Here is a 21045-nt window from a genome sequence, read left to right as displayed (position 1 = left end):
TATTTGTTTTAAACAAAAAACACAATTTATGTATCATTTTCTACAAAAATTTCATTCTGGCTGGGCTTATTTAGCTTTATTGCTTCTGTTAGTTGCAGTTATAAATGCTTTGATAGGATTAAACTCTAAAAAAGAATTTACAGCCAAAGACCGCAAAATTTCATTATTTGCTCTTATCGGAACTCACACGCAATTATTAGTTGGTCTTATTCTTTATTTTGTCTCTCCACTTGGGAAAGCTGCTTTTGGAGAAATGAGTAATGCTGAGTTGAGACTTACCTCTCTAGAGCACCCGCTTATTAACATTATTGCCATCACCTTAATCACAATTGGGTGGTCTAAACATAAAAAACTAATAAACAGCGAAGCAAAATTCAAAACCTTTGCTATTTTTTACGGTTTAGGATTATTGCTTATTTTAAGCAGAATTCCTTGGAACCTTTGGTTCTAAATAAAAGAGTCCTAATTTTGTAGGACTTTTTTTATAATGGCATATTATTTGTACAAACTCCCCAAGTCTGAAAAAAATAACCCATGAGAAACAAAAAAAACTTTATACTCACAATGCTTACAGCAACCTTTATATGTTGCTTTACCTACGTTATAAGCCAAACAAAGCCCGTTATTGAGCCAAAAACTCAAGACACTATAACAAAACCGACAATTATTCCTTTACCTACAGATTCGGTCTTTACAGATAAAGGATTAAAATTAAAAGTTTACAAAAAAAACGCTCACGCCTCCTACTATGCCGATCGTTTTAATGGAAAAAAAACTGCTGATGGAAGCCGTTTCAGCAATAGCAAATACACTGCAGCTCACAAAAAGCTCCCTTTTGGAACACGTGTTAAAGTAACCAATGAAGCTAATGGAAAATTTGTAATTGTAAAAATCACCGACCGAGGCCCATTTGTAAAAACTCGCGAAATAGATCTTTCGAAAAGAGCTTTTATGGAAATCACAAAAAGCAAAGGTGCCGGCGCAATGAAAGTGACCATCGAGACTATTATAGAATAAAAAAATCCCGCTTTGAGCGGGATTTTTTATTTATACGAACTTTCTAATGCTCATTACTATTCCGGTATGAATTCCTTCGTGATAATTATTGAAATCCAAAGCGCCGTGTATGTTTTTCAAAGTAAAACCTAAACTAGTCGTATACTCATTATAATTGACAAAAATACCTGCTTCAAAATCTTTTTCAACTTGCACTAATGTTGATGTAAGCAGATTTCTGATTTCGTCGACTTCGGCTTGTGAAACATCGCCTTCAGGTTTTGTGCCTTTTCTATATTTTGCAATAAATTCTTCTGAAACTAATGTTGGCAAACCAGATAATTTATAAATCAAAACTTGCTGTGATGACACACAATGTCCGATGTTCCAAATCAGGTTATTGCTAAATCCTTCTGGAATTTTATTCAATTGTTCTAATGAATGATTATCTAAAACCTTCAAAAGAATCTCCCTAATGGTTTTTTGTACTTCAAAAACTGAATTCATATTTCTATTTTTTTTCTAAAATTAGGCAATTTTAAGCTTCAAATGAATTTTCTTTGTATTCTGAACAAAATAGATAAAAAATGAACAAAATATATTATTTAGCATCTTGTGATACGTGTCGCAAAATCATTAAAAGTTTACCTGAAAACAATTTGGTTTTTCAAGATATCAGACAAAATCCGATAACAGAAACAGAACTAGAAGAAATGTACAAGCTTTCTGGAAGCTATGAGGCTTTATTTAGTAAAAAGGCACAATTGTATAAGTCGATGGATTTAAAAAACAAAAATCTGACTGAGGCCGATTTTAAAAAATACATTTTGGAACATTATACATTCTTAAGCCGTCCGGTTTTTATTATTGACGGCAAAATCTATATTGGCAACAGCCAAAAAAATGTAGCAGAAGTGATCAAAGCATTATCGTAAGAAAATAAAAATCTTGCTGTACGAAACTGATTAACAATTTACAACACAAAGCAGCAAACTTTTAGTTATCTTTGCGCCTTTATACTCAATTATATGATACAATCTATGACAGGGTTTGGCAAAGCTTCTTTGCAATTGCCTACAAAAAAAATTACGGTTGAAGTAAAATCGCTAAACAGCAAAGGTTTAGATTTGAATGTGAGAATGCCGTCACTTTACCGTGAAATGGAATTAGGTTTACGAACATTAATTTCGACTAAACTTGAAAGAGGAAAAATTGATTTCGGCATTTATATTGAAAGTACCGCTGAACAGACTTCAACTAAAGTAAATGTTCCTGTCGTAAAAAATTATATCGCACAATTGCAAGAAGTTTATCCAGATGCCGACGTAACTGAATTAATGAAAATGGCCGTTCGTATGCCTGACACATTAAAAACAGAACGCGAAGAAATTGATGAAAATGATTGGGATCAAATTCAGACAGCCATAGATGAAGCGCTGCAAAATATTTTAGGCTTCAGAAAAGATGAAGGCGAAGCTCTAGAAAAAGAATTCAACCTTCGAATTTCGAACATTCGTCAATATATGAATGACACTTTGGCTTTGGATTCTGAACGTATTCAAGCAATAAAAGACCGTTTACAAGCTGCGATTTCAGAATTGCAGGTTAATGTTGATGAAAATCGTTTTGAGCAAGAATTAATCTATTATTTAGAGAAATTAGATATCACCGAAGAGAAAGTTCGTTTAACGAATCACTTGGATTATTTCCTTGAAACTTTAAACGGAACTGAAGCTAATGGAAGAAAACTTGGTTTTATCACACAAGAAATGGGGCGCGAAATCAACACAATGGGATCGAAATCGAATCATGCGCAAATGCAAAAATTGGTTGTGATGATGAAGGATGAATTGGAGAAAATTAAGGAGCAGGTATTGAATGTACTGTAAAAATGAAATTTTATTACATTTTCTTCTTTCTAACTGTATTCAACTGTTTTGGTCAAGAAGTATCTGAATTAAATAAAGTTTTAAGAATACCAGATTCTTTACAGTATCAACAAGAGGTTCGCATTTATAAAGATTATTCTATTGGAAATAAAATAGTCTTTTTTAGAATGTTTAAAAATGAGAACAATGAGTGGATTGTTTATAAATTTTGGTATTCTAAGAATTTCAAAAGTGTGACTAAAATTGATGAGATCCGTTTTCCAAAAGAAACTAGTGGAAAATTAAAACCAAAAGATGCAGAATTAATTTGGCTTAATTTACTTATTACAAATATTGAATTTCTTCCTGACATGGAAAAGATAAAATACAAATTTGGCAAGCCTAAAATTGATTTCGACAGAGGTGAACGAGGAATTGTCAAAAATGTGAAATACATTTTAGATGGAGTTGGATACAAAATCTATATTAGAAACGGAAAAATCAAAAACAGTTTTGAATTTGACAATCCAGAATCTTATCTAAAACATTATCCAACAGTTGATGAATTAATCGCATACAATGAATTATTATCAGTCATAAATAAAGAGTTTAATCTTGAAAATGACTGATCACACACATACAAAATGAACAAAGGAAAATTAATTGTTTTTTCGGCACCATCAGGATCGGGAAAAACAACTATCGTAAAACACTTATTAGGACAAGAAGACTTAAATCTGGAATTTTCAATCTCAGCAGCATCGCGTGACCCCCGTGGTGAAGAAGTTCACGGAAAGGATTATTATTTCATTTCGTTGGAAGAATTCAAAAAGCACATTAAAGCAGAGGATTTCTTGGAATGGGAAGAAGTTTATCGTGATAACTTCTACGGAACTTTGAAATCAGAAATCGAAAGAATCTGGGCTTTAGGAAAAAACGTGATTTTTGACATTGATGTTGCAGGCGGATTAAGAATCAAACACAAATTTCCAGAACAAACTTTAGCGGTTTTCGTAAAACCACCAAGTGTTGACGAATTGAAACGAAGACTAAAAGAACGCTCTACAGAAAGTGATGACAAAATCAATATGCGTATTGCAAAAGCATCTGTAGAATTGGCAACAGCGCCTCAGTTCGATGTGATCATCAAAAATTATGATCTGCCTGTAGCTTTAGAAGAAGCACATCAGTTAGTGAAAGATTTCATAAGTAAATAATTTTTATTCCACAGAGATACCCACAAAAAAAACACCGAGATTCGCAAAGCTTTTTTTAAACTCTGCGAATCTTTGTGCTATCTTAGCGACTCTCTACGAAACTGTACAAAATGAAAATAGGTCTTTATTTCGGAACTTATAATCCCATTCACGTTGGTCATTTAATTATTGCCAATCATATGGCAGAATATGCCGGTTTAGATCAAATTTGGATGGTGGTTACTCCACATAATCCATTGAAGAAAAAAGCAACGCTTTTAGACGATCAGCAACGCTTGCAAATGGTTTTTCTGGCAACAGAAGATTATCCGAAAATAAAACCGTCTGATATCGAGTTTAAATTACCTCAACCGAGTTATACGGTTATCACGCTCGCTCATTTACAAGAAAAATATCCAAACAATGAGTTTTCGTTAATTATGGGTGAGGACAATCTGAAAACGTTTCATAAATGGAGAAACTATTATACAATTCTAGAAAACCATGATATTTATGTGTACCCAAGAATTTCAGATGAACCAGAAAATGCGGAATTAAAATCGCATCCAAAAATTCATGTGATCGATGCACCGATTGTAGAAATTTCTTCGACTTTTATTCGAAACAATATCAAAGAAGGGAAAAATATACAACCTTTACTTCCTCCAAAAGTTTGGGAATATATCGATCATAATAATTTTTATAAGAAATAAAAAAAAGCCTGAATTTAAAATTCAGGCTTTTTTTATCAATAGCTCGAGCGGAGCCGAATGGGATTTCAATTCAAATTAAAACGAATAAAACAAAACTTACATTCTATTTCCAAAAAACAGCTTCAATTCTTTGGCAATAATCTCAAAAAACGAATTCAAATTATTGTTTTTGGGCACCAATAAATAAACAAATTCTTCTGGTACATGAAAACTGTTCCAAACCAATTGTAATTTATCTTCTTTAATCAGTTTTCGAGCATTGCAATTCCATGTTGCAGCGATTCCTTCATGTTTAGCTAAAAGTCGAAGCATTTCTGATTCTGAAGGAATAATATAATTCGGAACCATCGATGGTCGTTTTTTGTTGAAAGCATGCAACCAGAATAATTTTATATGCGGAATGCGCGCATCATGGCTGTACCATTTTTGTCCGTTCAACCATTGCTCTATTTCCGTAAAATTATCCGATTTTAATCGCTGGCGGAATTCTGTTATATCCAAACTTGTTGGAGCAACGAGAATCAATTTGATTTTTCCAACAATTTCATAAGTCGTATCAAACGTATCAAATCTTTTTGTCGTAATAGCAAAATCAAGTTTTTTGGCATCTACCAATGCAAAAAGTTCGTCATTTTCGGCAAAAGTAAAATCGATTAAATCGAATTTAGAAATCAAAAGATCGCCAATACAATCGAAAAGATGCTTTGAAATCCCGACTGATATCAGTCGATTAGCATCTTCAGCTTTTGTCCTAAAGCTAGTTTCCACATTTTCAAGACGTTCAAGCGCATCTATAATCAAATTATTCAGTAACTTAGCATATTCTGTTGGTTCAACGCCCTTTGACTTCCTAATAAATAATTTATTTCCAACATGAGCTTCAAGCATAGAAATTTGCTGACTAACAGCTGGCTGGCTCATATATAACTCTTTGGCGGCAACTGAAAAATTTCCGTTTTTATAAACCGCTTTAAATGTTCTGTACCATTCTAAATTGACCATGACATAAATTTATTTATAACAAACATAGTTTATTTTATTTTTACTGATATCATCTAAGCCGTAAATTTGTTGAAAATTTAATCTTATGAAGAAAATAGCATTACTCGCAATAATTGCATTTGCAGCTGTTAGCACATCAGCTTTGGCTCAAAAATCAAATAAAAAAAGTATGAAAAAAGTATTATTTGTTGTGACCAGCAATGATAAACTGGGCAACACAGGAGAAAAAACAGGATTTTGGTCTGAAGAATTTGCTGCACCATATTACGAATTATTAGATCAAGGTGTTGAAATCACAATTGCATCTCCACTTGGAGGTCAGCCGCCTATTGACCCAAAAAGTGCTGATCCTTCATCAGCAACCGAAGACACAAAACGTTTTGACGCAGATAAAGTTTTACAAGAAAAATTAAAACATACATTGAAACTTTCGACCGTTAATCAAAAAGATTATGATGCTGTATTTTATCCGGGAGGTCACGGTCCGCTTTGGGATTTGGTTCAGGACCAAAGTTCAATCGCATTGATCGAATCATTTTATACGCATAACAAACCAGTAGCTTTTGTTTGTCACGCCCCAGCAGTTTTGAAAAACGTAAAAGTAAACGGTCAATATTTAGTGAAAGGCAAAAAGATCACAGGTTTTACAAATGAAGAGGAAGAAGCAGTTGGTTTGACAAAAGTAGTTCCGTTTTTATTAGAAGATGCTTTAGCTTCAAACGGCGGAATTTTCTCTAAAGGACCAAACTGGCAACCTTATGCAGTTGAAGACGGACTTTTAATTACAGGCCAAAACCCAGCATCATCTAAATTGGTAGCTGGAAAGTTATTGCAAAAAATTAAGTAAAAAAGGGACTGAGGTTCTAAGTTGCTAAGGTTCTAAGCTTTTGATCTTGGCAACTGAACGCTTCATGCCCACTTACTAATTGAATAAAAAAATTAAAAACAACCATGCTAAGTCTTCTAATTAAGTTCAAAGAAAAAAAACTCAGAACCTTAGTAGCTTAGCATCTTAGAACCTTAAAAAAAATGCTAAACTTTGAATTATACAATCCGACGAATTTAATTTTCGGAAAAGGACAAATTGAAAAACTTTCGACGTTAGTGCCAAAAGATGCTAAAATTCTATTGGCTTATGGTGGTGGAAGTATTTTCAAAAATGGAATTTACGATCAAGTAATCCAAAATTTGAAAGGTTTTGAAATCGTAGAATTTGGCGGAATTGAGCCAAATCCAAGATTTGAAACTTTGATGAAAGCTGTTGATGTGATTAAAGCAGAAAAAATAGACTTTATTCTTGCTGTCGGTGGAGGCTCTGTTATCGACGGCGTGAAATTTATTTCTGCTGCAGTAAATTTTGAAGGAAACCCGATGGATATTCTTCAAAAAAGAATCTTGATTAAAGAAAATGCAATGCCTTTCGGAACCATTTTGACGCTTCCGGCAACAGGAAGCGAAATGAATTCGGGATATGTGGTAACCATAGAAGCAACTCAAGAAAAACTAGCTTCTGGCGGAAGTGCTTTATTTCCTAAATTTTCTATTTGTGACCCAACAGTAATTTCCTCTTTGCCAAAAAGACAAATCGAAAATGGAGTCGTAGATGCTTACACACATGTTATGGAGCAATACTTGACATACCCGCACGATGCTTTTCTACAAGACCGAATTGCTGAGGGAATTTTACAAACTCTAATTGAAGTTGGTCCAGGTGTTGTCAAAAACCCAACTGATTATACTTTGGCTTCCAACTTTATGTGGAGCTGTACAATGGCTTTAAATGGATTGATTCAAAAAGGTGTTCCGAGTGATTGGGCAACGCACATGATCGGCCATGAATTGACAGCACTTTACGAAATTGATCATGCCAGAACTTTGGCTATTATTGGTCCAAGCTTATACAAAGTAATGTTTGAAACCAAAAAAGGCAAATTGGCTCAATACGGAAGAAGAATCTTCAACTTAACAGGTTCAGATGAAGAAGTGGCAAAAGAAGCCATCAATAAAACAGTTGAATTTTTCCACACAATGGGAATGGACACTAAACTTTCGCAATACACAAATGACTACGCCGAAACAGCAGATTTTATCATAAAACGTTTTGATGAAAGAGGCTGGAAAGGTTTAGGCGAAAATCAATTGGTTACTTTAGACAAAGTGAAGTCAATTGTTGAACTTTCATACTAAATAAAATTCCAAATTCCAATCTTATATAAATCCTTTTCTCAATTAAATTGGAATTTAATAAAAAAGGCGTTCTTAAACTATTTAGGAACGCCTTTTCACAATACTAAAACAAAACTAACTAACTCAATTTTTATTAAATTCATTAAAATTTTAATTTATAATCAGTTACAACGTCGGGTTTGTAATTTTATTGTGTGTAACGCAAAATATTTTTTTATTTCTTTTTCTAACCTCCTGAAAACCGCTGTTTTTAAGGGAGTTTTACAAATTTCTTAAATGAGATTTTGCTTTATTAGCACATTATTAAGTACTTTTGTTTTAAATTATTAAAATAATGAGCGAAAATTTGAAATTTGCAGTAATTGGAGGAGGAAGCTGGGCAACGGCAATTGCAAAAATGTTATGCGTTAATCAATCTGAAATTGCGTGGTATATGCGCAATGACGCTGCAATAGAGCACATTCAGAAATACAAACACAACCCAAACTATTTAAGTTCGGTGGAATTTGACACCAAAAAACTTAAATTGACCAACAATATCAATGAAGCAATTGAATATGCAGATTATTTGATCTTCGCTATCCCATCTGCTTTTTTAGATGCCGAAATGAAAAACATGACGGTTTCTTTGTCAAATAAAATTATTTTCTCGGCAATTAAGGGTATCGTTCCTGAAACAAGCTTAATTGTTGGAGAGCATTTCCATATTCAATATGATATTCCATATTACAATATTGGTGTAATTACTGGGCCTTGCCACGCAGAGGAAGTTGCTCTTGAAAGACTTTCGTATTTGACAATTGCTTGTGGTGATCCTGAAAAAGCGTGCAATGTTGCAAAATCTCTTTCTGGAAACTACATCAAAGCAAAAATCTCAGACGATATTATCGGAACTGAATATGCTGCAATGCTGAAAAACATTTATTCTATTGCTGCCGGAATTGCTCATGGTTTAGGTTATGGCGACAACTTCCAATCAGTTTTAATGAGTAATGCGATTCGCGAGATGAAGAAATTCATCAGAAAAGTGCATAAAATGAAACGTAACATTAATGATTCTGCTTATTTGGGCGATTTATTAGTTACAGGATATTCCGTTTTCTCAAGAAATAGAATGTTCGGAAATATGATTGGAAAAGGATACACTGTAAAAAGCGCTATGATGGAAATGAGCATGGTTGCCGAAGGTTATTATGCAACAAAAAGCGCGTATAAACTAAATCAAGGTTACGGTGCTAAAACGCCAATTATTGACGCTGTCTACGCTGTTTTGTATGATGGAAAAGATGCTAAAACGGTTTTCAAAAAATTGACGGAGTCTTTGGATTAATCTTTTAGACCAAATATAAAGAAAGAAGCAAGAGGAAAGATTTTCTATTGTAATGAAATAAAAAAAGAGCCAAACTGAAATTCAGTCTTGGCTCTTTCTGTTTTATTCTATTTCTAAAAGTCTTTCCTCTTGCTTCTTTCTTCTTAAAAATCTACTTCACCATTATCCCTTCAACAAACAAAATCGGCACTTCTTCTGTGTCATTTTCATTGATTGAATTGGCTTTAAAAATGAATTTCTTATCGTACAAAGTATTTCCGATGAAGAAAGTCACCATAAACTCGTTATTAAGCGCTAAAAGGCTTTTCTCTACTAATTCTATCTTTACAACAGAAACAGAAGGCACTTCAACAAAAGCATGGCGTAAAATCGAAGTTTTTTTCATTTCGCCATCAATAGTTCCAAATGCTTTCGAAACTACCATTACGCTGTCTAAGTTAAAATCACTGTCATTAACTAAATAAGCGTACCACACTTTTTCCATAAAATCGTCGCTCCATTCCTGCACTGCGGCAAGAAATACGTTTTCAACTTCTGGAATTACTATATCTTTTTTCATTTTTTTAGTAATTAGTAAAAAGTAAATAGTGATTAGAAAGAAAGCTTCTCACTAATCACTATTCATTAAATAACTTTTTTTTTAAATATTTGATTTGAACTGCTCTAAGAAACGAACATCGTTTTCATAGAACATACGAATATCTCCAATTTGGTATAAAAGCATTGCGATACGCTCTACTCCCATTCCGAAAGCAAATCCGTTGTATTCATCTGGGTTGATATCACAATTTTTAAGAACGTTTGGATCTACCATTCCGCAACCTCCAATTTCTAACCAACCTGTTCCTTTTGTGATTCTGTAATCGGTTTCTGTTTTTAATCCCCAATAGATATCAATCTCAGCACTTGGCTCTGTAAATGGGAAATAAGAAGGGCGAAGACGGATTTTTGATTTTCCGAACATTTCTTTTGTGAAATAAAGCAATGTTTGCTTCAAATCGGCGAAAGAAACATCTTTGTCAATGTACAATCCTTCCACTTGATGGAAAATACAGTGTGAACGAGATGAAATTGCTTCATTACGGAAAACACGTCCAGGAGAAATCGTACGGATTGGCGGCTTATGATTTTCCATGTAACGCACCTGAACCGATGATGTATGCGTACGCAATAACACATCAGGATTTGTTTGAATGAAAAATGTATCCTGCATATCACGCGCCGGATGGTATTCTGGCAAGTTCAATGCAGTAAAGTTATGCCAATCGTCTTCAATTTCTGGACCTTCAGAAACGTTGAATCCGATATTAGCAAAAATATCTATAATCTGATTTTTAACAATTGAAATAGGGTGACGAGATCCTACGATTACTGGCTCAGCAGCACGAGTCAAATCACCAAATGCACCTTTAACTTCTTCTTTGCTTTCAAGCTCTTCCTGAATAACTCTAACTTTTTCTTCAGCAACAGCTTTTAAGGTATTGATTACTTGTCCAAAATCTTTTTTCTGATCATTTGGAATATTTTTAAACTCAGTAAAAAGTTCTTTTAATAACCCCTTACTTCCTAAATATTTAATTCGGAATTGTTCTAAAGATTCTTTATTTTTCTCATTAAAGGCTTTTGCTTCCTCTATATGTACTTTTATCTTGTCTATCATTTTCCTTCGGTTCTTGAGAATACAAATTTAAATAAAAAAGTGAGATGTGACCAGTGAGATGCGAGAAGTATTTCAAAAGTCAAGAAGAAATTCGTTCCAAAATCTAAAATCTACACCCTTAAATCTGAAATTTTTAGTCAATCAGCTTTCTTTCTAAAAAATAACTTACAATTGCTTCTTTCATCAATACAGATTGTTCTCCTGCTTTTAATGATGGTAATTGTTCTTTTACTTTATAATGTGGCCATCCTTCTTCGTCAAAATATTCGAATTCGTAAAATCCGTAAGGCTCTAACAATCGGCAGATTGCGATGTGCATTAAATTCAGTTTTTCATCTTTTTTGTATTCGCGGTGTACTTTTCCGTATTCCTGAACGCCAATAAGGTAAATTATGGCATCCAAATCTAAATCTTCACCTTGCGAAAACTGATTTGAAAGTATATCAACGAGCTTTTCCCATCGCTCTTTAAGTTGTGTATCTCTGGACATTTTTTATAATTGTGAATTATGAATTGTAAATTATAAATTTCAAAACATAAATTTTAGTTCGCAAAGATACGCACTTCAAATTCAATGCGCCTAAAAATATTAAACACCTACAAGATAAAACCTTTGTCCCTTTGTTACTTTGCTACTTTGAACCTAAAAAAAGACCTATCTTTGCGCCTCATTTTAACACAAAACCAAAACATGAGTTTTTTTGATATTATTGTTGGCGCACTTTTAGGATATAGTTTGTATAAGGGTATTAAAAACGGACTTTTTGTAGAAGTGGCTTCTTTTATTTCGTTGCTATTAGGAATTTATCTGGCAATTAAATTTTCATCTTTAATGACCGGAATGATCTCAAAACATGTTTCTTGGAACCCGACAAATATTCAGATTACGGCTTTTATCCTGACTTTTATTTTGGTCGTAATTGGCGTTTATTTTCTAGCCAAAATATTGACCGGAATCGCAGATTTTGCCATGTTGGGTTGGATGAATAAACTTGGTGGCGGGTTTTTCAGAGTTTTAAAAACCATTTTGATCTTGAGCATTTTTATTGCTTTGTTCGAAAAAATAAACTTCAATAATACTTTCGCCAAACAAGAAACTTTAGACAAATCGATTTTTTATAATCCGGTGAAAAAAGTTGCTGCTTTTGTATATCCTTCTATTGAAAAATGGTACGATTCTTTCAAAAAAGATCACACAAAAAAGCCTGAAAACTCAGAAACTGAAAAAGAATAATTGTAAAATTTTATTCGGAATCACCGATTGGTTTTGGAAATAAATTCTTCAAAATAATCAGCATCATTCCAATTACATTTACAGATGATGTTGTCAGCAAAGTGATCAAAACATTTTCAGAAAGATTAAGATGCAGCAAATGTCCATTAAAATATAAAATCGAAATTACCGAAGCCAGCCACAAAAAAATGATAAACGAGAAAATATAAGTCAGATGTCTTCTCAACTTTGTGTCTTCTAAAAATCGGCCCACTTTAGCATTTCCCAAACGATCTTCCAAAATCTGATTTTGGGTTCTGGCATTGGTTAAATCTTCGGGAGTTAGGGCTGAATAACTGTCAATTGAAATTCGGTTAAGATCTAGGGCCATCTTAAATCGGTTTAAGTTTGGTTTTGTAATGGTCGTAAATATCATCGTCAGAAATCACGGCATTCGTGTCTTTTTGATAGACTTTCGTCCAAGGTGCGCCTTCTGCATGCGTTAAAGCGCTCAAATAAATTCCGTCAAATCTTCCATATAAATCCCAGATTTTGTCCAAAAATTTCTCATCATCGGTCGAAATTTTTTCATTTTTAACCGGATTTGGAATTCGTTCTGTAATAATATTCTTTTTGTATTGCTTGATGCTGTAATATAAGGACGGAAAAACGGGCCCAAAATCCCAGGCAATCGGTTTTTCGTCAATTAATCGTTCTTCTTTATTCGTAAGCGCAAGATACCAGCCATAAGCAATGTAGGTCAGTTTAATTATTTTCATCGGCGTCAAATTTCCTGTTTTGGAATATTTCCCAATAAAATAATTCGCTACTGTCGTAGGATTATAAGCCATTGTCTTAGAATTATTGTTTTTCCAAAGTTACTTAAAATAATTTCCCATCAAAATTTCAGAAAAGTTATTCTAGTGTAAATGAATGATTTTACTTTAAAAACTTTACTTTTTAGCAATAAACCAGCTATAAAAAATTGATCAAAATAAATTATCTTGCCTTCTATTTTCAACAACCGATTTAACCAAAAATCAAAACCGTATGTTGTACTTGATTGGCATAATAATTACCTTTTTTCTGGTTGTTATTCTAGCAAGCAAAAAAGACAAAAGCGAAGCTGATAAAATTCTAGCATTTTGGCTATTTTTTACCGGATTTCATTTGTTTTTGTATTATCTGCACTATAAAAAAGACTTTGCTTCGTTTCCATATTTATTAGGCTTTGAGCTTCCGATGCCTTTGCTTCAAGGTCCGTTTTTGTTTTTGTACACTTCGGCTTTGACAAATCAAAATCAGAACAGGAAATTCAATCTTTTGCATTTTTTGCCTTTTGTTTTGGCTTTTGTAATTCTGATTCCGTTTTTCAGTCTTTCTTTCGAAGAAAAATTAAACGTTTTTCAGAATGAAGGAAAAGGTTATGAAAATATAATTCTGATTTTATACAGTGCCATTTTAATTTCAGGAATATCGTATGCTTTGCTTTCGCTTCGAAAACTTTCAAAACATCGAAAAAACATTTCAGAAGCATTTTCTTCTACCGAAAAAATCAATCTGCGCTGGCTTCAATATTTGATTTTGGGTTCTAGTATTATTTGGATTGTTGTTATTTTATTTAATGACGAATACATTTTTACGTTTGTGGTTTTTTACGTTATTTTCATTGGATATTTCGGGATCAAACAAGTTGGGATTTTTACAAATCAAACTCTTTCTGAAAACAAAATTGCTGAAATTTCTTCTGGTGAAAATACCGAAACACCTAATTCTTCTGAAAAAATCAAATACGAAAAATCAGCTTTAACCAATTCCGATCTGAATCTTCTTCATCAAAAATTGACCGAAATTATGGTGGATGAAAAACTGTATAAAAATCCAGATTTGACTTTAGCTGACTTATCGCAAAAGCTAAATATTCATTCTAATGTTCTTTCTCAGGTTATCAATTCGGCCGAAGGAAAAAACTTTTACGATTATATCAATTCGCAACGAGTAGATGAATTTAAAAAACTGATTCTTTTGCCCGAAAACGAAAAATTCACTTTGCTTTCGATTGCTTTTGAATGCGGCTTTAATTCGAAAACCGCGTTCAATCGAAATTTCAAAAAAGCGACTGGGCTTTCTCCTTCTGAGTATTTGAGGTAAGTTTTTTTTTGTTTCTCGCAGATTTAGCAGATTTAAACAGATTTTTTTTTAATCATTTTTAATCTTATAAATCTGTGGCAGAAAAAACTTAGTACCTTAGCCTCTTTAAAAAAAAGACCCACCTTACAAGTTGGGGCGATTACCATTAGTCTGAACAACATCTTTGCATAAACTTTTAAAAATTATGCAATGAAAAATAAGATGTTATATTCGGCTTTAATTTCAATTTTCTTTTTTCTTGGATGTGAAAATGATAATGAAATTGACGGAGTCGGAAACTTAGTTCCAAAAACGGTCGATCAAGATGCATCGCTTCCATCCATTTTTGTAAACGGAACACAATTGCACGCAGAAACATTCGGAAATTCAAATAACCCGATGTTGGTCTTTCTGCACGGCGGTCCCGGTTCTGATTATCGAAACGGATTAAATGTACAGCAACTTGCCAACGAAGGTTATTATGTCATTTTTTATGATCAACGTGGCTCTGGATTATCAAAAAGGCACGACAAAAACAGTTATTCGATTCAATTGGTTTTAGATGATCTTACGGAAGTTATTAAATACTACCGCACTTCTGCCAATCAAAAAGTTTTCCTTTTCGGACATTCTTGGGGTGCCATGTTAGGAACGGCTTACGTCAATTCATATCCCGATAAAATCGATGGATTGATTCTCGCAGAACCGGGCGGACTCAACAAACAACTTTTAGATGACTACGGCGAAATGAGCCGAAAAATCAACATCTTTTCTGAAGTGACCAGCAATCTGTTATATGTTGATCAATTTTTAACGGGAAAAGAAAATCAACATGAAATTCTCGATTATAAATATGGTATTTCTTCCAGTTTTTCCTATGCCAAAGGAAATAAAGAAGGCATTCCCGGACCTTCACCATTTTGGAGAATTGGAACAACTGTTTTGGAAAGTTTTACTAATATTGCCGAAAATGATGGTTTTGATTTTACCACAAATCTTAATCAATATCATACAAAAGTTTTGTTTTTGTATGGAGAATTGAACGAATCCTATGGTTTGAGTTTTGCCCAGAAAGAAGCCGCTTATTTTCCAAATTCAGAAATCGCCGAAGTGAAAGGAACTGGCCATGAAATGATTTATTTCAAATGGGAAAATGTGCATCCGCTAGTGTTGAATTATTTAAATAACCTAAAATAATACAACCATGAAAGCAATAATAGTCTTTATCACTTTTCTGATTTCACTTTTCACATCTAACATTTTACAATCTCAAACCCTCAATTGGCAAAATCTAAAACCTGAAGAAAAACACATTTTAAATGCAAATACAGGCTGGGAATACAGTTTTGTTTATGGCTTAGGTTACGGTTATCATCTAAAAACCAAATTGCCGATTATTTTGGAAAGTTCCTTTTCAATTGCCTCTGGCGAAGTTGTTTTTGATGATTTTAAAACCAAAATTGGTGCACAAATTAGTTTATATCAAATTCAAGATTTTCGTTTTAATGCAGCCATTCACGCCATTTATAGGCGTTATGCAAATCCGCTTGTGACATTGCAGAATTTTGGTACCGATGCTTCAACGACAATTGGTTATTATAAGCCAAAATGGTTTGTTGCTGGAGAATTTGGTTTTGACCAAGCCATTGTAACGCATTTTAAACACAGCGAAATTTATAAAGAGGTTTACCCCGATGTTAAAAACGGCTGGTTTGAACCCACAACAGGAGGAAATGTCAATTTCGGAATTCAAGGCGGTTATTCTTTTATCAAAAGCGATTTGACTTTAAGAGCCGGAAAAGTAATTACAGAAGATTTTAAAACAGAACCACTGATTCCGTTTTATTTGCAGATTGGATATAGTTATAAATTGGATTGATATTTTAAACACATAGAGACATAGAATTTTTATTTTATGTATTCCTAGAAAGCTTAGGAAAATTATATTTTCACACATAGCTATGTTTATTAAAACAAATGAAATGCCTTTTTTTAGACGCAAGAAAACTATGTTACTATGTGTTAAAATTTTACAGATAAAGATAAACCCGACAGGTTTTAAAAACCTGTCGGGTTTACTATGCGTTGTCAGGCTGATCGGAGTCGAAGTCCTTTAACGTAAATCTAGCCTTCGACTTCGCTCAGGGCGACATTCGTTTTCAGAAGCAAGATTTAAAATTACCAGCTTAATTCTTTCTTTTCTCCTTTTTTCAAAACAATTTCCTGTTTTTTATCGCCAAAAATCAACGTTGTTTTTCCTCCAATTTTAGATGAAATTATCAGTTTTTGAATCATTTTATTCGCCCAATTCATTTCAATTTCAAATCCGCCTCTGGCACAAATTCCTTTTACAGAGCCTTCTTCCCAAGCATCTGGCAAAGCAGGAAGCAAACGAATTTCATTTTCATCAGATTGTACCAACATTTCAGCAACTGCTGCGGCACCACCAAAATTTCCATCAATTTGAAACGGAGGATGTGCGTCGAATAAATTCGGGTATGTTCCTCCTCCTCGTCTTGGTTTATCGGTTTTCTTTTTGTCTGGATCTACGTAGCGCAATAACTCGCGATACATTTTATAAGCGCGATTTCCATCCCAAAGCCTTGCCCAAAGATTGATTCTCCAACCTTTTGACCAGCCTGTTGTTTCATCGCCTTTTATTTCAAGCGTTTTTCTCGAAGCTTCGGCCAAATCTGGTGTTTTTAATGGTGTAATATGATTTCCCGGAAAAAGTCCGAATAAATGCGATTGGTGGCGGTGCTTTGCATCCAAATCATCCCAATCAAAATACCATTCTTGAAGATTTCCTTTTTTGCCAATTTGATAGGGACGAAGTTTAGCTAATGCTTTTTCTAATTTATCTCTGAAAGCAGCATCTGTATTCAGGACTTTTGATGCTTTTATGGTTTTATCAAAACATTCACGAATCATTGCCAAATCAGCTGTTCCTCCATAAAGTGTCGCGCCAACAAAACCATCAGCCAGTTTATATTGATTTTCTGGTGATGTTGAAGGTGAAGTAATTAAATTTCCGTTTTTATCAGTTACCAACCAGCCTAAGCAAAATTCGGCTGCACCTTTCATTAATGGATAACCTTCTTTTTTTAGATAAGAAACATCTTGAGTGAAGGTATAATGTTCCCAAATATGCGTACTCAGCCACGCACCTGCCATTGGCCAGCACGCCCACATTGGTTCCTCTTTTCCAAATTGCCCAACCGGATTTGTCATGGCCCAAATATCTGAATTATGCGCCGCAGCCCAACCTTCATTAATACCGTAAAAAGTCTTTGCCGTCACTTTTCCTGTTACCGAAAGGTTTTTTATAAAACTCAACAAAGGCAAATGCATTTCTGAAAGATTGGTATTTTCTGCCAGCCAGTAATTTTCTTCCAAATTAATATTCATGGTATAATTACTGCTCCAAGGCGGATTCACATACGGATTCCAAATCCCTTGCAAGTTCGCAGGAACACCAATTGTTCTTGAAGAACTAATCAATAAATAACGTCCGAAATTAAAATAAAGGATTTCCAGATTTTTGTCTTCTTTTCCATCAGCGTAGCGTAATAATCGTTCGTCTGTTGGTAAATCTGGTGCAGTGGTTTTTCCTAAATTCAAATCGACGCGATTGTAGAATTTCTGATAATCAGCGATGTGATTTTCTTTTAATTTATCGAATGATTTTGCAACGGCCTTATTTAAGTTTTGTACTGCGAGAGCGATATCATCAATACCTTCTGTCGCTGGATTTCGATCAAATCCATTGAAACTCGTCGCCGTTGAAACATAAATATAAACTTCAGATGCATTTTTAACCGTCAACGTCGAACCAACACTCGTTAATTGTCCATCTGTTTTTTTGATTTGAAGTAAAGCCGTAAATTTTGTACCTCTTTCTTTTATTTGTAAATATTTTGAAGGAGCAACATAACCCGCTTGTTCATTAATTGGCGCAGCACCATTCAACATCAGCATATTGTTTCTGACTACCACTTCTGAATTTAGCAGACTTTTTAAACTAACATCAAAATTCAAAGCTCCTTTTTCACTGCTTGTCAATTTAATAATCATAATTTGGTCTGGTGCCGATACAAAATATTCTCTCGTGTATTTAACTCCATCCAATTCGTAACTTACTTTTGAAATTGCATTTGACAGGTCAAGTTCCCTATGATAATTCGTTGCTTTTCCTTTTTCAGAATTATTAATTTCTAAAGTTCCTAGAGGGGCATATTTTTCAGAATTTTTCCCCTGAACTTTTTTATTTAACTCCTCAGCAAGTTTATAGTTTTCATTTTTCAATGCTTCACGAATCGCTGGAATATTTTTGTACGCTTCCGGATTCATATTAGCGTTTACAGGCTCACCTGACCAAAGCGTAATATCATTCAGATCAATTTTCTCGGAATTTACGCCTCCATAAACCGTTGCCCCCATTTTTCCATTTCCTAAAACTAAGCTTTCTTCAAAAAATTCTGCAGGTTGTTTGTACCATAAAACATGATTCGATTGTGCTGAAATGTTTACTCCATAAAAGGTGAGAAGTAAGATGAAAAATGTTTTTCTTATGAAATTTGAATTCATGGGCGGTTATTTTTTTATTTGATGCTAATTTAAACAATCTGATGTTCCTATTTTCAACGGATTAAAATCTGTTGCTGCCGATATTTTGCTCTGACCGGAACATTTTACATTTCACTATTTACTTACCTTATAAAATTCGTTTGCCGTAATCATTTCCCAATTATCAGTTCTAAACGGCGATGCAGGGAATTTTTCTTTATTATAAAGATTAATCTGCGTGTCGTCATCCGCCCAACCGTAATGCACAGCAACTGGATTTTGAACTTGATCGCTTGAAACAATTACTTTGTTGTCTTTTACTATGGCTTTCGCCGAATGAAAAACTTTGTCGGCGCCGGCGATTTCAAAGCCTTTTAATTCATCGTTATTTGGCGTTGATAATCCACTACCAATATTATCGAAAGTTAAAATAATCTGATTTCCTTTTATTTCTTGAGATTTATAAGTTGGCCCACTGAAAACTTGTTTTTTGCCATAAACATTGTTTAGTGCAATTGCCGCCAAACGCAAACCAACATCTTGTTTATTGGTTGGATGAATGTCTTTTGCATTTCCAATATCTGTGGTAACGGCCATTCCTGTATTTTTCAATTTTAAAGTTTCAGATTGTGCTTCACGAAGTTCTGCCCAACGACTTCCTTTTTTGCTGTTTCCTCCCGTTTCATCAAAAGTGGATAATTGCACGAAATAAAAAGGGAAATCACTTTGTTTGAATTTATTTCTCCAATCTGTAATCATCAAAGGAAAAGCTTTTTTGTATTGATTTGCTCTCCAAACATTTGCTTCACCCTGATACCACAAAACGCCTTCGATTGCATAAGGAACCAACGGATTCACCATTGCATTGTACAATAATGACGGATAACTGTTTGGCGATAAAGATGTTTTTACCACAATTACTCTAAATTTCCATTTCCCGTCAAGCGGAATAACTTTGCTTCCTACAGTTAGTTTTAAATCTTCGGCTTCTCCATAAATTCCGCCACCTCCAGTATTATCAACAATTCTGACTGCAATGACATTTTTACCTTCTTTTAAAATTCCGTCTGGAACTTGATAAATCCTTCTCACATCGTAAAGCGTGTTTTTACCCACTTCAACTCCGTTTACATAAGTAATATCTTCGTCGTCAATTTTTGCCAAACTTAAAATGGCTTTGTTTTTAATATCTTCTGCAGAAAGCGTAATGGTTTTTCGCATCCAAACCACACCATCTAAATCGCCTAAAGGTTGGTTTTCCCATAAACTTGGCGTATTTAATTCACCCCAAGAAGTATCATCAAAAGAAAAATCTTTGAACGTATTTTCATTTGCAGTACTTACCGAAGTTCCTTGAATTTTTTCGACTCTTTCTTTCATTCGCTTTGCGTATAAAACAGAAATAGAATCGACATTCATTACCGGAACATCGGCAATCATATTTTTGAATTCAGCACTATTTTGAAAAGCTTCACGACTTGTCCAGGTTTCGACATTGGTTCCACCCCAAGATGTATTGATAATTCCAATTGGAATTTTTAATTCTGAATATAATTTTCGTGCAAAATAAAATCCAACAGCAGTGAAATTTCCAACAGTTTCTTTGCTTGAAACTTCCCATTTCCCAGCTTTTAAATCGTCTTTTGGTTTTCCGCTTAAATCTTGCGCAACACCAAAATGACGAATCATCGGATAATCGGCATTGTTCATTTCTTTATCAGCATTCATCGTTTTGAAAACCTGAAATTCCATATTTGATTGTCCGCTGCAAATCCAAACTTCACCAACCAAAACATTTTTAATCGTAATTTTATTTTTTCCGATAATTTGTAATTCAAAAGGCCCACCAGCTTTTTCAGCATCTAAATTTACAGTCCATTTTCCGTTTTTATCAGCTTGTGTTTTTTTGATTTGTTTGTTAAAATGAATTTCTACTTTTTCATTGGCGTCAGCGAAACCCCAAACCGGAATTGCTTTGTTTCGTTGCAAAACCATTCCGTCTGAAAACAGCAACGGCATTTTGACATTTGCATTGGAAATCAAAGCAAAAAGCAAAAAGAGTAAGGCTAAATATTTTTTCATTATTTTAATTTTAGATAGTTAAAACGACAAAAGTGATATAAGTAAATTTAAGCCCCAATGTATGAAAACTTATTTTAACTTATATCACTTATATGATTTTAA

The 21045-nt window shown here is 33.8% G+C and carries 23 protein-coding genes; 14 read left to right on the top strand and 9 right to left on the bottom strand.

Going from position 1 to position 21045, the window contains the following annotated elements; all coding sequences use genetic code 11:
• The first annotated feature begins 28 nt into the window (after window positions 1-28).
• Together AAYQ19_RS18020 and AAYQ19_RS18015 are read left to right on the top strand one after the other, a co-directional pair.
• The gene (locus AAYQ19_RS18020) at window positions 29-451 is read left to right on the top strand and encodes a hypothetical protein (protein WP_343538175.1); all 423 of its coding nucleotides are present in this window, start codon (window positions 29-31) and stop codon (window positions 449-451) included.
• 83 nt (window positions 452-534) lie between these two features.
• Window positions 535-1017: a septal ring lytic transglycosylase RlpA family protein gene (locus AAYQ19_RS18015; protein ID WP_343538173.1), complete on the top strand. Its 483-nt coding sequence runs from the start codon at window positions 535-537 to the stop codon at window positions 1015-1017.
• 30 nt (window positions 1018-1047) lie between these two features.
• On the opposite strand, the gene AAYQ19_RS18010 is transcribed toward AAYQ19_RS18015, so the two are convergent.
• Entirely contained in the window at window positions 1048-1503 is a 456-nt protein-coding gene (locus AAYQ19_RS18010; RefSeq protein ID WP_343538171.1) for a DinB family protein, read from the bottom strand.
• Window positions 1504-1583: 80 nt separating this feature from the next.
• Between AAYQ19_RS18010 and AAYQ19_RS18005 the strand changes: the two genes are divergently transcribed.
• The 5 genes from AAYQ19_RS18005 (at window position 1584) to nadD (ending at window position 4773) form a co-directional block, all read left to right on the top strand.
• Entirely contained in the window at window positions 1584-1931 is a 348-nt protein-coding gene (locus AAYQ19_RS18005) for an arsenate reductase family protein (protein WP_343538169.1), read from the top strand.
• Window positions 1932-2024: 93 nt separating this feature from the next.
• Window positions 2025-2885, top strand: a complete 861-nt coding sequence (locus AAYQ19_RS18000; protein ID WP_343538167.1) for a YicC/YloC family endoribonuclease — start codon at window positions 2025-2027, stop codon at window positions 2883-2885.
• 2 nt (window positions 2886-2887) lie between these two features.
• Window positions 2888-3493 carry a hypothetical protein gene (locus tag AAYQ19_RS17995; protein ID WP_343538165.1) on the top strand — a complete coding sequence of 202 codons (606 nt, stop codon included), beginning with the start codon at window positions 2888-2890 and terminating at the stop codon, window positions 3491-3493.
• A gap of 15 nt (window positions 3494-3508) precedes the next feature.
• Complete coding sequence (gene gmk, locus AAYQ19_RS17990; RefSeq protein WP_343538164.1) at window positions 3509-4081, top strand: guanylate kinase; 573 nt, start codon at window positions 3509-3511, stop codon at window positions 4079-4081.
• Between the two features lie 110 nt (window positions 4082-4191).
• Complete coding sequence (nadD, locus tag AAYQ19_RS17985) at window positions 4192-4773, top strand: nicotinate (nicotinamide) nucleotide adenylyltransferase (RefSeq protein ID WP_343538163.1); 582 nt, start codon at window positions 4192-4194, stop codon at window positions 4771-4773.
• 96 nt (window positions 4774-4869) lie between these two features.
• Here the strand turns inward: nadD and AAYQ19_RS17980 are convergent, their stop codons facing one another.
• Window positions 4870-5775 (bottom strand): LysR family transcriptional regulator, encoded by a 906-nt coding sequence (locus tag AAYQ19_RS17980; protein ID WP_343538162.1) that lies wholly within the window; start codon window positions 5773-5775, stop codon window positions 4870-4872.
• An 85-nt stretch (window positions 5776-5860) separates the two neighbouring features.
• Here AAYQ19_RS17980 and AAYQ19_RS17975 point away from each other — a divergent pair, with 85 nt between their 5' ends.
• From AAYQ19_RS17975 to AAYQ19_RS17965, 3 genes are all read left to right on the top strand, one after another.
• The gene (locus AAYQ19_RS17975) at window positions 5861-6622 is read left to right on the top strand and encodes a type 1 glutamine amidotransferase domain-containing protein (protein ID WP_343538161.1); all 762 of its coding nucleotides are present in this window, start codon (window positions 5861-5863) and stop codon (window positions 6620-6622) included.
• Window positions 6623-6804: 182 nt separating this feature from the next.
• Entirely contained in the window at window positions 6805-7962 is a 1158-nt protein-coding gene (locus tag AAYQ19_RS17970) for an iron-containing alcohol dehydrogenase (protein ID WP_343538159.1), read from the top strand.
• Between the two features lie 334 nt (window positions 7963-8296).
• A complete protein-coding gene (locus tag AAYQ19_RS17965) occupies window positions 8297-9292 on the top strand; it encodes an NAD(P)H-dependent glycerol-3-phosphate dehydrogenase (RefSeq protein ID WP_343538157.1) in 996 nt (331 codons plus the stop codon).
• Between the two features lie 151 nt (window positions 9293-9443).
• Here the strand turns inward: AAYQ19_RS17965 and AAYQ19_RS17960 are convergent, their stop codons facing one another.
• The 3 genes from AAYQ19_RS17960 to AAYQ19_RS17950 all read right to left on the bottom strand — a co-directional run bounded on the left by AAYQ19_RS17960 (window position 9444) and on the right by AAYQ19_RS17950 (window position 11442).
• Window positions 9444-9851 carry a hypothetical protein gene (locus AAYQ19_RS17960; RefSeq protein WP_343538156.1) on the bottom strand — a complete coding sequence of 136 codons (408 nt, stop codon included), beginning with the start codon at window positions 9849-9851 and terminating at the stop codon, window positions 9444-9446.
• 81 nt (window positions 9852-9932) lie between these two features.
• The gene (gene pheS, locus AAYQ19_RS17955; RefSeq protein WP_035652981.1) at window positions 9933-10952 is read right to left on the bottom strand and encodes a phenylalanine--tRNA ligase subunit alpha; all 1020 of its coding nucleotides are present in this window, start codon (window positions 10950-10952) and stop codon (window positions 9933-9935) included.
• Window positions 10953-11085: 133 nt separating this feature from the next.
• Window positions 11086-11442 carry a hypothetical protein gene (locus AAYQ19_RS17950; protein ID WP_343538151.1) on the bottom strand — a complete coding sequence of 119 codons (357 nt, stop codon included), beginning with the start codon at window positions 11440-11442 and terminating at the stop codon, window positions 11086-11088.
• 201 nt (window positions 11443-11643) lie between these two features.
• Here AAYQ19_RS17950 and AAYQ19_RS17945 point away from each other — a divergent pair, with 201 nt between their 5' ends.
• Window positions 11644-12186, top strand: a complete 543-nt coding sequence (locus AAYQ19_RS17945; protein ID WP_343538149.1) for a CvpA family protein — start codon at window positions 11644-11646, stop codon at window positions 12184-12186.
• 10 nt (window positions 12187-12196) lie between these two features.
• On the opposite strand, the gene AAYQ19_RS17940 is transcribed toward AAYQ19_RS17945, so the two are convergent.
• Window positions 12197-12556, bottom strand: coding sequence for a hypothetical protein (locus tag AAYQ19_RS17940; protein ID WP_343538148.1), 360 nt, complete (start codon window positions 12554-12556; stop codon window positions 12197-12199).
• A 1-nt stretch (window position 12557) separates the two neighbouring features.
• Window positions 12558-13016, bottom strand: coding sequence for a Panacea domain-containing protein (locus AAYQ19_RS17935; protein ID WP_343538146.1), 459 nt, complete (start codon window positions 13014-13016; stop codon window positions 12558-12560).
• A 199-nt stretch (window positions 13017-13215) separates the two neighbouring features.
• On the opposite strand from AAYQ19_RS17935, the gene AAYQ19_RS17930 reads away from it, so the two are divergent.
• The 3 genes from AAYQ19_RS17930 to AAYQ19_RS17920 all read left to right on the top strand — a co-directional run bounded on the left by AAYQ19_RS17930 (window position 13216) and on the right by AAYQ19_RS17920 (window position 16174).
• Entirely contained in the window at window positions 13216-14316 is a 1101-nt protein-coding gene (locus AAYQ19_RS17930; protein WP_343538143.1) for a helix-turn-helix domain-containing protein, read from the top strand.
• Window positions 14317-14505: 189 nt separating this feature from the next.
• Entirely contained in the window at window positions 14506-15492 is a 987-nt protein-coding gene (locus AAYQ19_RS17925; RefSeq protein ID WP_343538141.1) for an alpha/beta fold hydrolase, read from the top strand.
• A gap of 7 nt (window positions 15493-15499) precedes the next feature.
• Window positions 15500-16174: a hypothetical protein gene (locus tag AAYQ19_RS17920; RefSeq protein ID WP_343538139.1), complete on the top strand. Its 675-nt coding sequence runs from the start codon at window positions 15500-15502 to the stop codon at window positions 16172-16174.
• A gap of 299 nt (window positions 16175-16473) precedes the next feature.
• Here AAYQ19_RS17920 and AAYQ19_RS17915 read toward each other — a convergent pair whose 3' ends face one another.
• Together AAYQ19_RS17915 and AAYQ19_RS17910 are read right to left on the bottom strand one after the other, a co-directional pair.
• Window positions 16474-18882, bottom strand: coding sequence for a glycoside hydrolase family 95 protein (locus AAYQ19_RS17915; RefSeq protein WP_343538138.1), 2409 nt, complete (start codon window positions 18880-18882; stop codon window positions 16474-16476).
• A gap of 114 nt (window positions 18883-18996) precedes the next feature.
• Entirely contained in the window at window positions 18997-20943 is a 1947-nt protein-coding gene (locus AAYQ19_RS17910) for a sialate O-acetylesterase (RefSeq protein ID WP_343538136.1), read from the bottom strand.
• Window positions 20944-21045 lie beyond the last annotated feature (102 nt).

Source organism: Flavobacterium mesophilum, from assembly GCF_039581405.1.
In the GTDB taxonomy this organism is placed as follows: domain Bacteria; phylum Bacteroidota; class Bacteroidia; order Flavobacteriales; family Flavobacteriaceae; genus Flavobacterium.
The sequence above is the reverse complement of the archived record's forward strand: the minus strand, read 5'-3'. Positions and strand labels throughout refer to the sequence as shown.

Bases quoted from the DNA above. Each gene is read 5' to 3' on its own strand.
- AAYQ19_RS18000 (WP_343538167.1), top strand. From the start codon at position 2,025: ATGATACAATCTATGACAGGGTTTGGCAAAGCTTCTTTGCAATTGCCT.
- AAYQ19_RS17950 (WP_343538151.1), bottom strand. From the start codon at position 11,442: ATGTCCAGAGATACACAACTTAAAGAGCGATGGGAAAAGCTCGTTGAT.
- AAYQ19_RS17920 (WP_343538139.1), top strand. From the start codon at position 15,500: ATGAAAGCAATAATAGTCTTTATCACTTTTCTGATTTCACTTTTCACA.
- AAYQ19_RS18005 (WP_343538169.1), top strand. From the start codon at position 1,584: ATGAACAAAATATATTATTTAGCATCTTGTGATACGTGTCGCAAAATC.
- AAYQ19_RS17975 (WP_343538161.1), top strand. From the start codon at position 5,861: ATGAAGAAAATAGCATTACTCGCAATAATTGCATTTGCAGCTGTTAGC.
- AAYQ19_RS17945 (WP_343538149.1), top strand. From the start codon at position 11,644: ATGAGTTTTTTTGATATTATTGTTGGCGCACTTTTAGGATATAGTTTG.
- AAYQ19_RS17930 (WP_343538143.1), top strand. From the start codon at position 13,216: ATGTTGTACTTGATTGGCATAATAATTACCTTTTTTCTGGTTGTTATT.
- gmk (WP_343538164.1), top strand. From the start codon at position 3,509: ATGAACAAAGGAAAATTAATTGTTTTTTCGGCACCATCAGGATCGGGA.
- AAYQ19_RS17970 (WP_343538159.1), top strand. From the start codon at position 6,805: ATGCTAAACTTTGAATTATACAATCCGACGAATTTAATTTTCGGAAAA.
- pheS (WP_035652981.1), bottom strand. From the start codon at position 10,952: ATGATAGACAAGATAAAAGTACATATAGAGGAAGCAAAAGCCTTTAAT.
- AAYQ19_RS17980 (WP_343538162.1), bottom strand. From the start codon at position 5,775: ATGGTCAATTTAGAATGGTACAGAACATTTAAAGCGGTTTATAAAAAC.
- AAYQ19_RS18020 (WP_343538175.1), top strand. From the start codon at position 29: ATGTATCATTTTCTACAAAAATTTCATTCTGGCTGGGCTTATTTAGCT.
- AAYQ19_RS17995 (WP_343538165.1), top strand. From the start codon at position 2,888: ATGAAATTTTATTACATTTTCTTCTTTCTAACTGTATTCAACTGTTTT.
- AAYQ19_RS17915 (WP_343538138.1), bottom strand. From the start codon at position 18,882: ATGAATTCAAATTTCATAAGAAAAACATTTTTCATCTTACTTCTCACC.
- nadD (WP_343538163.1), top strand. From the start codon at position 4,192: ATGAAAATAGGTCTTTATTTCGGAACTTATAATCCCATTCACGTTGGT.
- AAYQ19_RS17910 (WP_343538136.1), bottom strand. From the start codon at position 20,943: ATGAAAAAATATTTAGCCTTACTCTTTTTGCTTTTTGCTTTGATTTCC.
- AAYQ19_RS17925 (WP_343538141.1), top strand. From the start codon at position 14,506: ATGAAAAATAAGATGTTATATTCGGCTTTAATTTCAATTTTCTTTTTT.
- AAYQ19_RS17940 (WP_343538148.1), bottom strand. From the start codon at position 12,556: ATGGCCCTAGATCTTAACCGAATTTCAATTGACAGTTATTCAGCCCTA.
- AAYQ19_RS17965 (WP_343538157.1), top strand. From the start codon at position 8,297: ATGAGCGAAAATTTGAAATTTGCAGTAATTGGAGGAGGAAGCTGGGCA.
- AAYQ19_RS18015 (WP_343538173.1), top strand. From the start codon at position 535: ATGAGAAACAAAAAAAACTTTATACTCACAATGCTTACAGCAACCTTT.
- AAYQ19_RS17960 (WP_343538156.1), bottom strand. From the start codon at position 9,851: ATGAAAAAAGATATAGTAATTCCAGAAGTTGAAAACGTATTTCTTGCC.
- AAYQ19_RS18010 (WP_343538171.1), bottom strand. From the start codon at position 1,503: ATGAATTCAGTTTTTGAAGTACAAAAAACCATTAGGGAGATTCTTTTG.
- AAYQ19_RS17935 (WP_343538146.1), bottom strand. From the start codon at position 13,016: ATGGCTTATAATCCTACGACAGTAGCGAATTATTTTATTGGGAAATAT.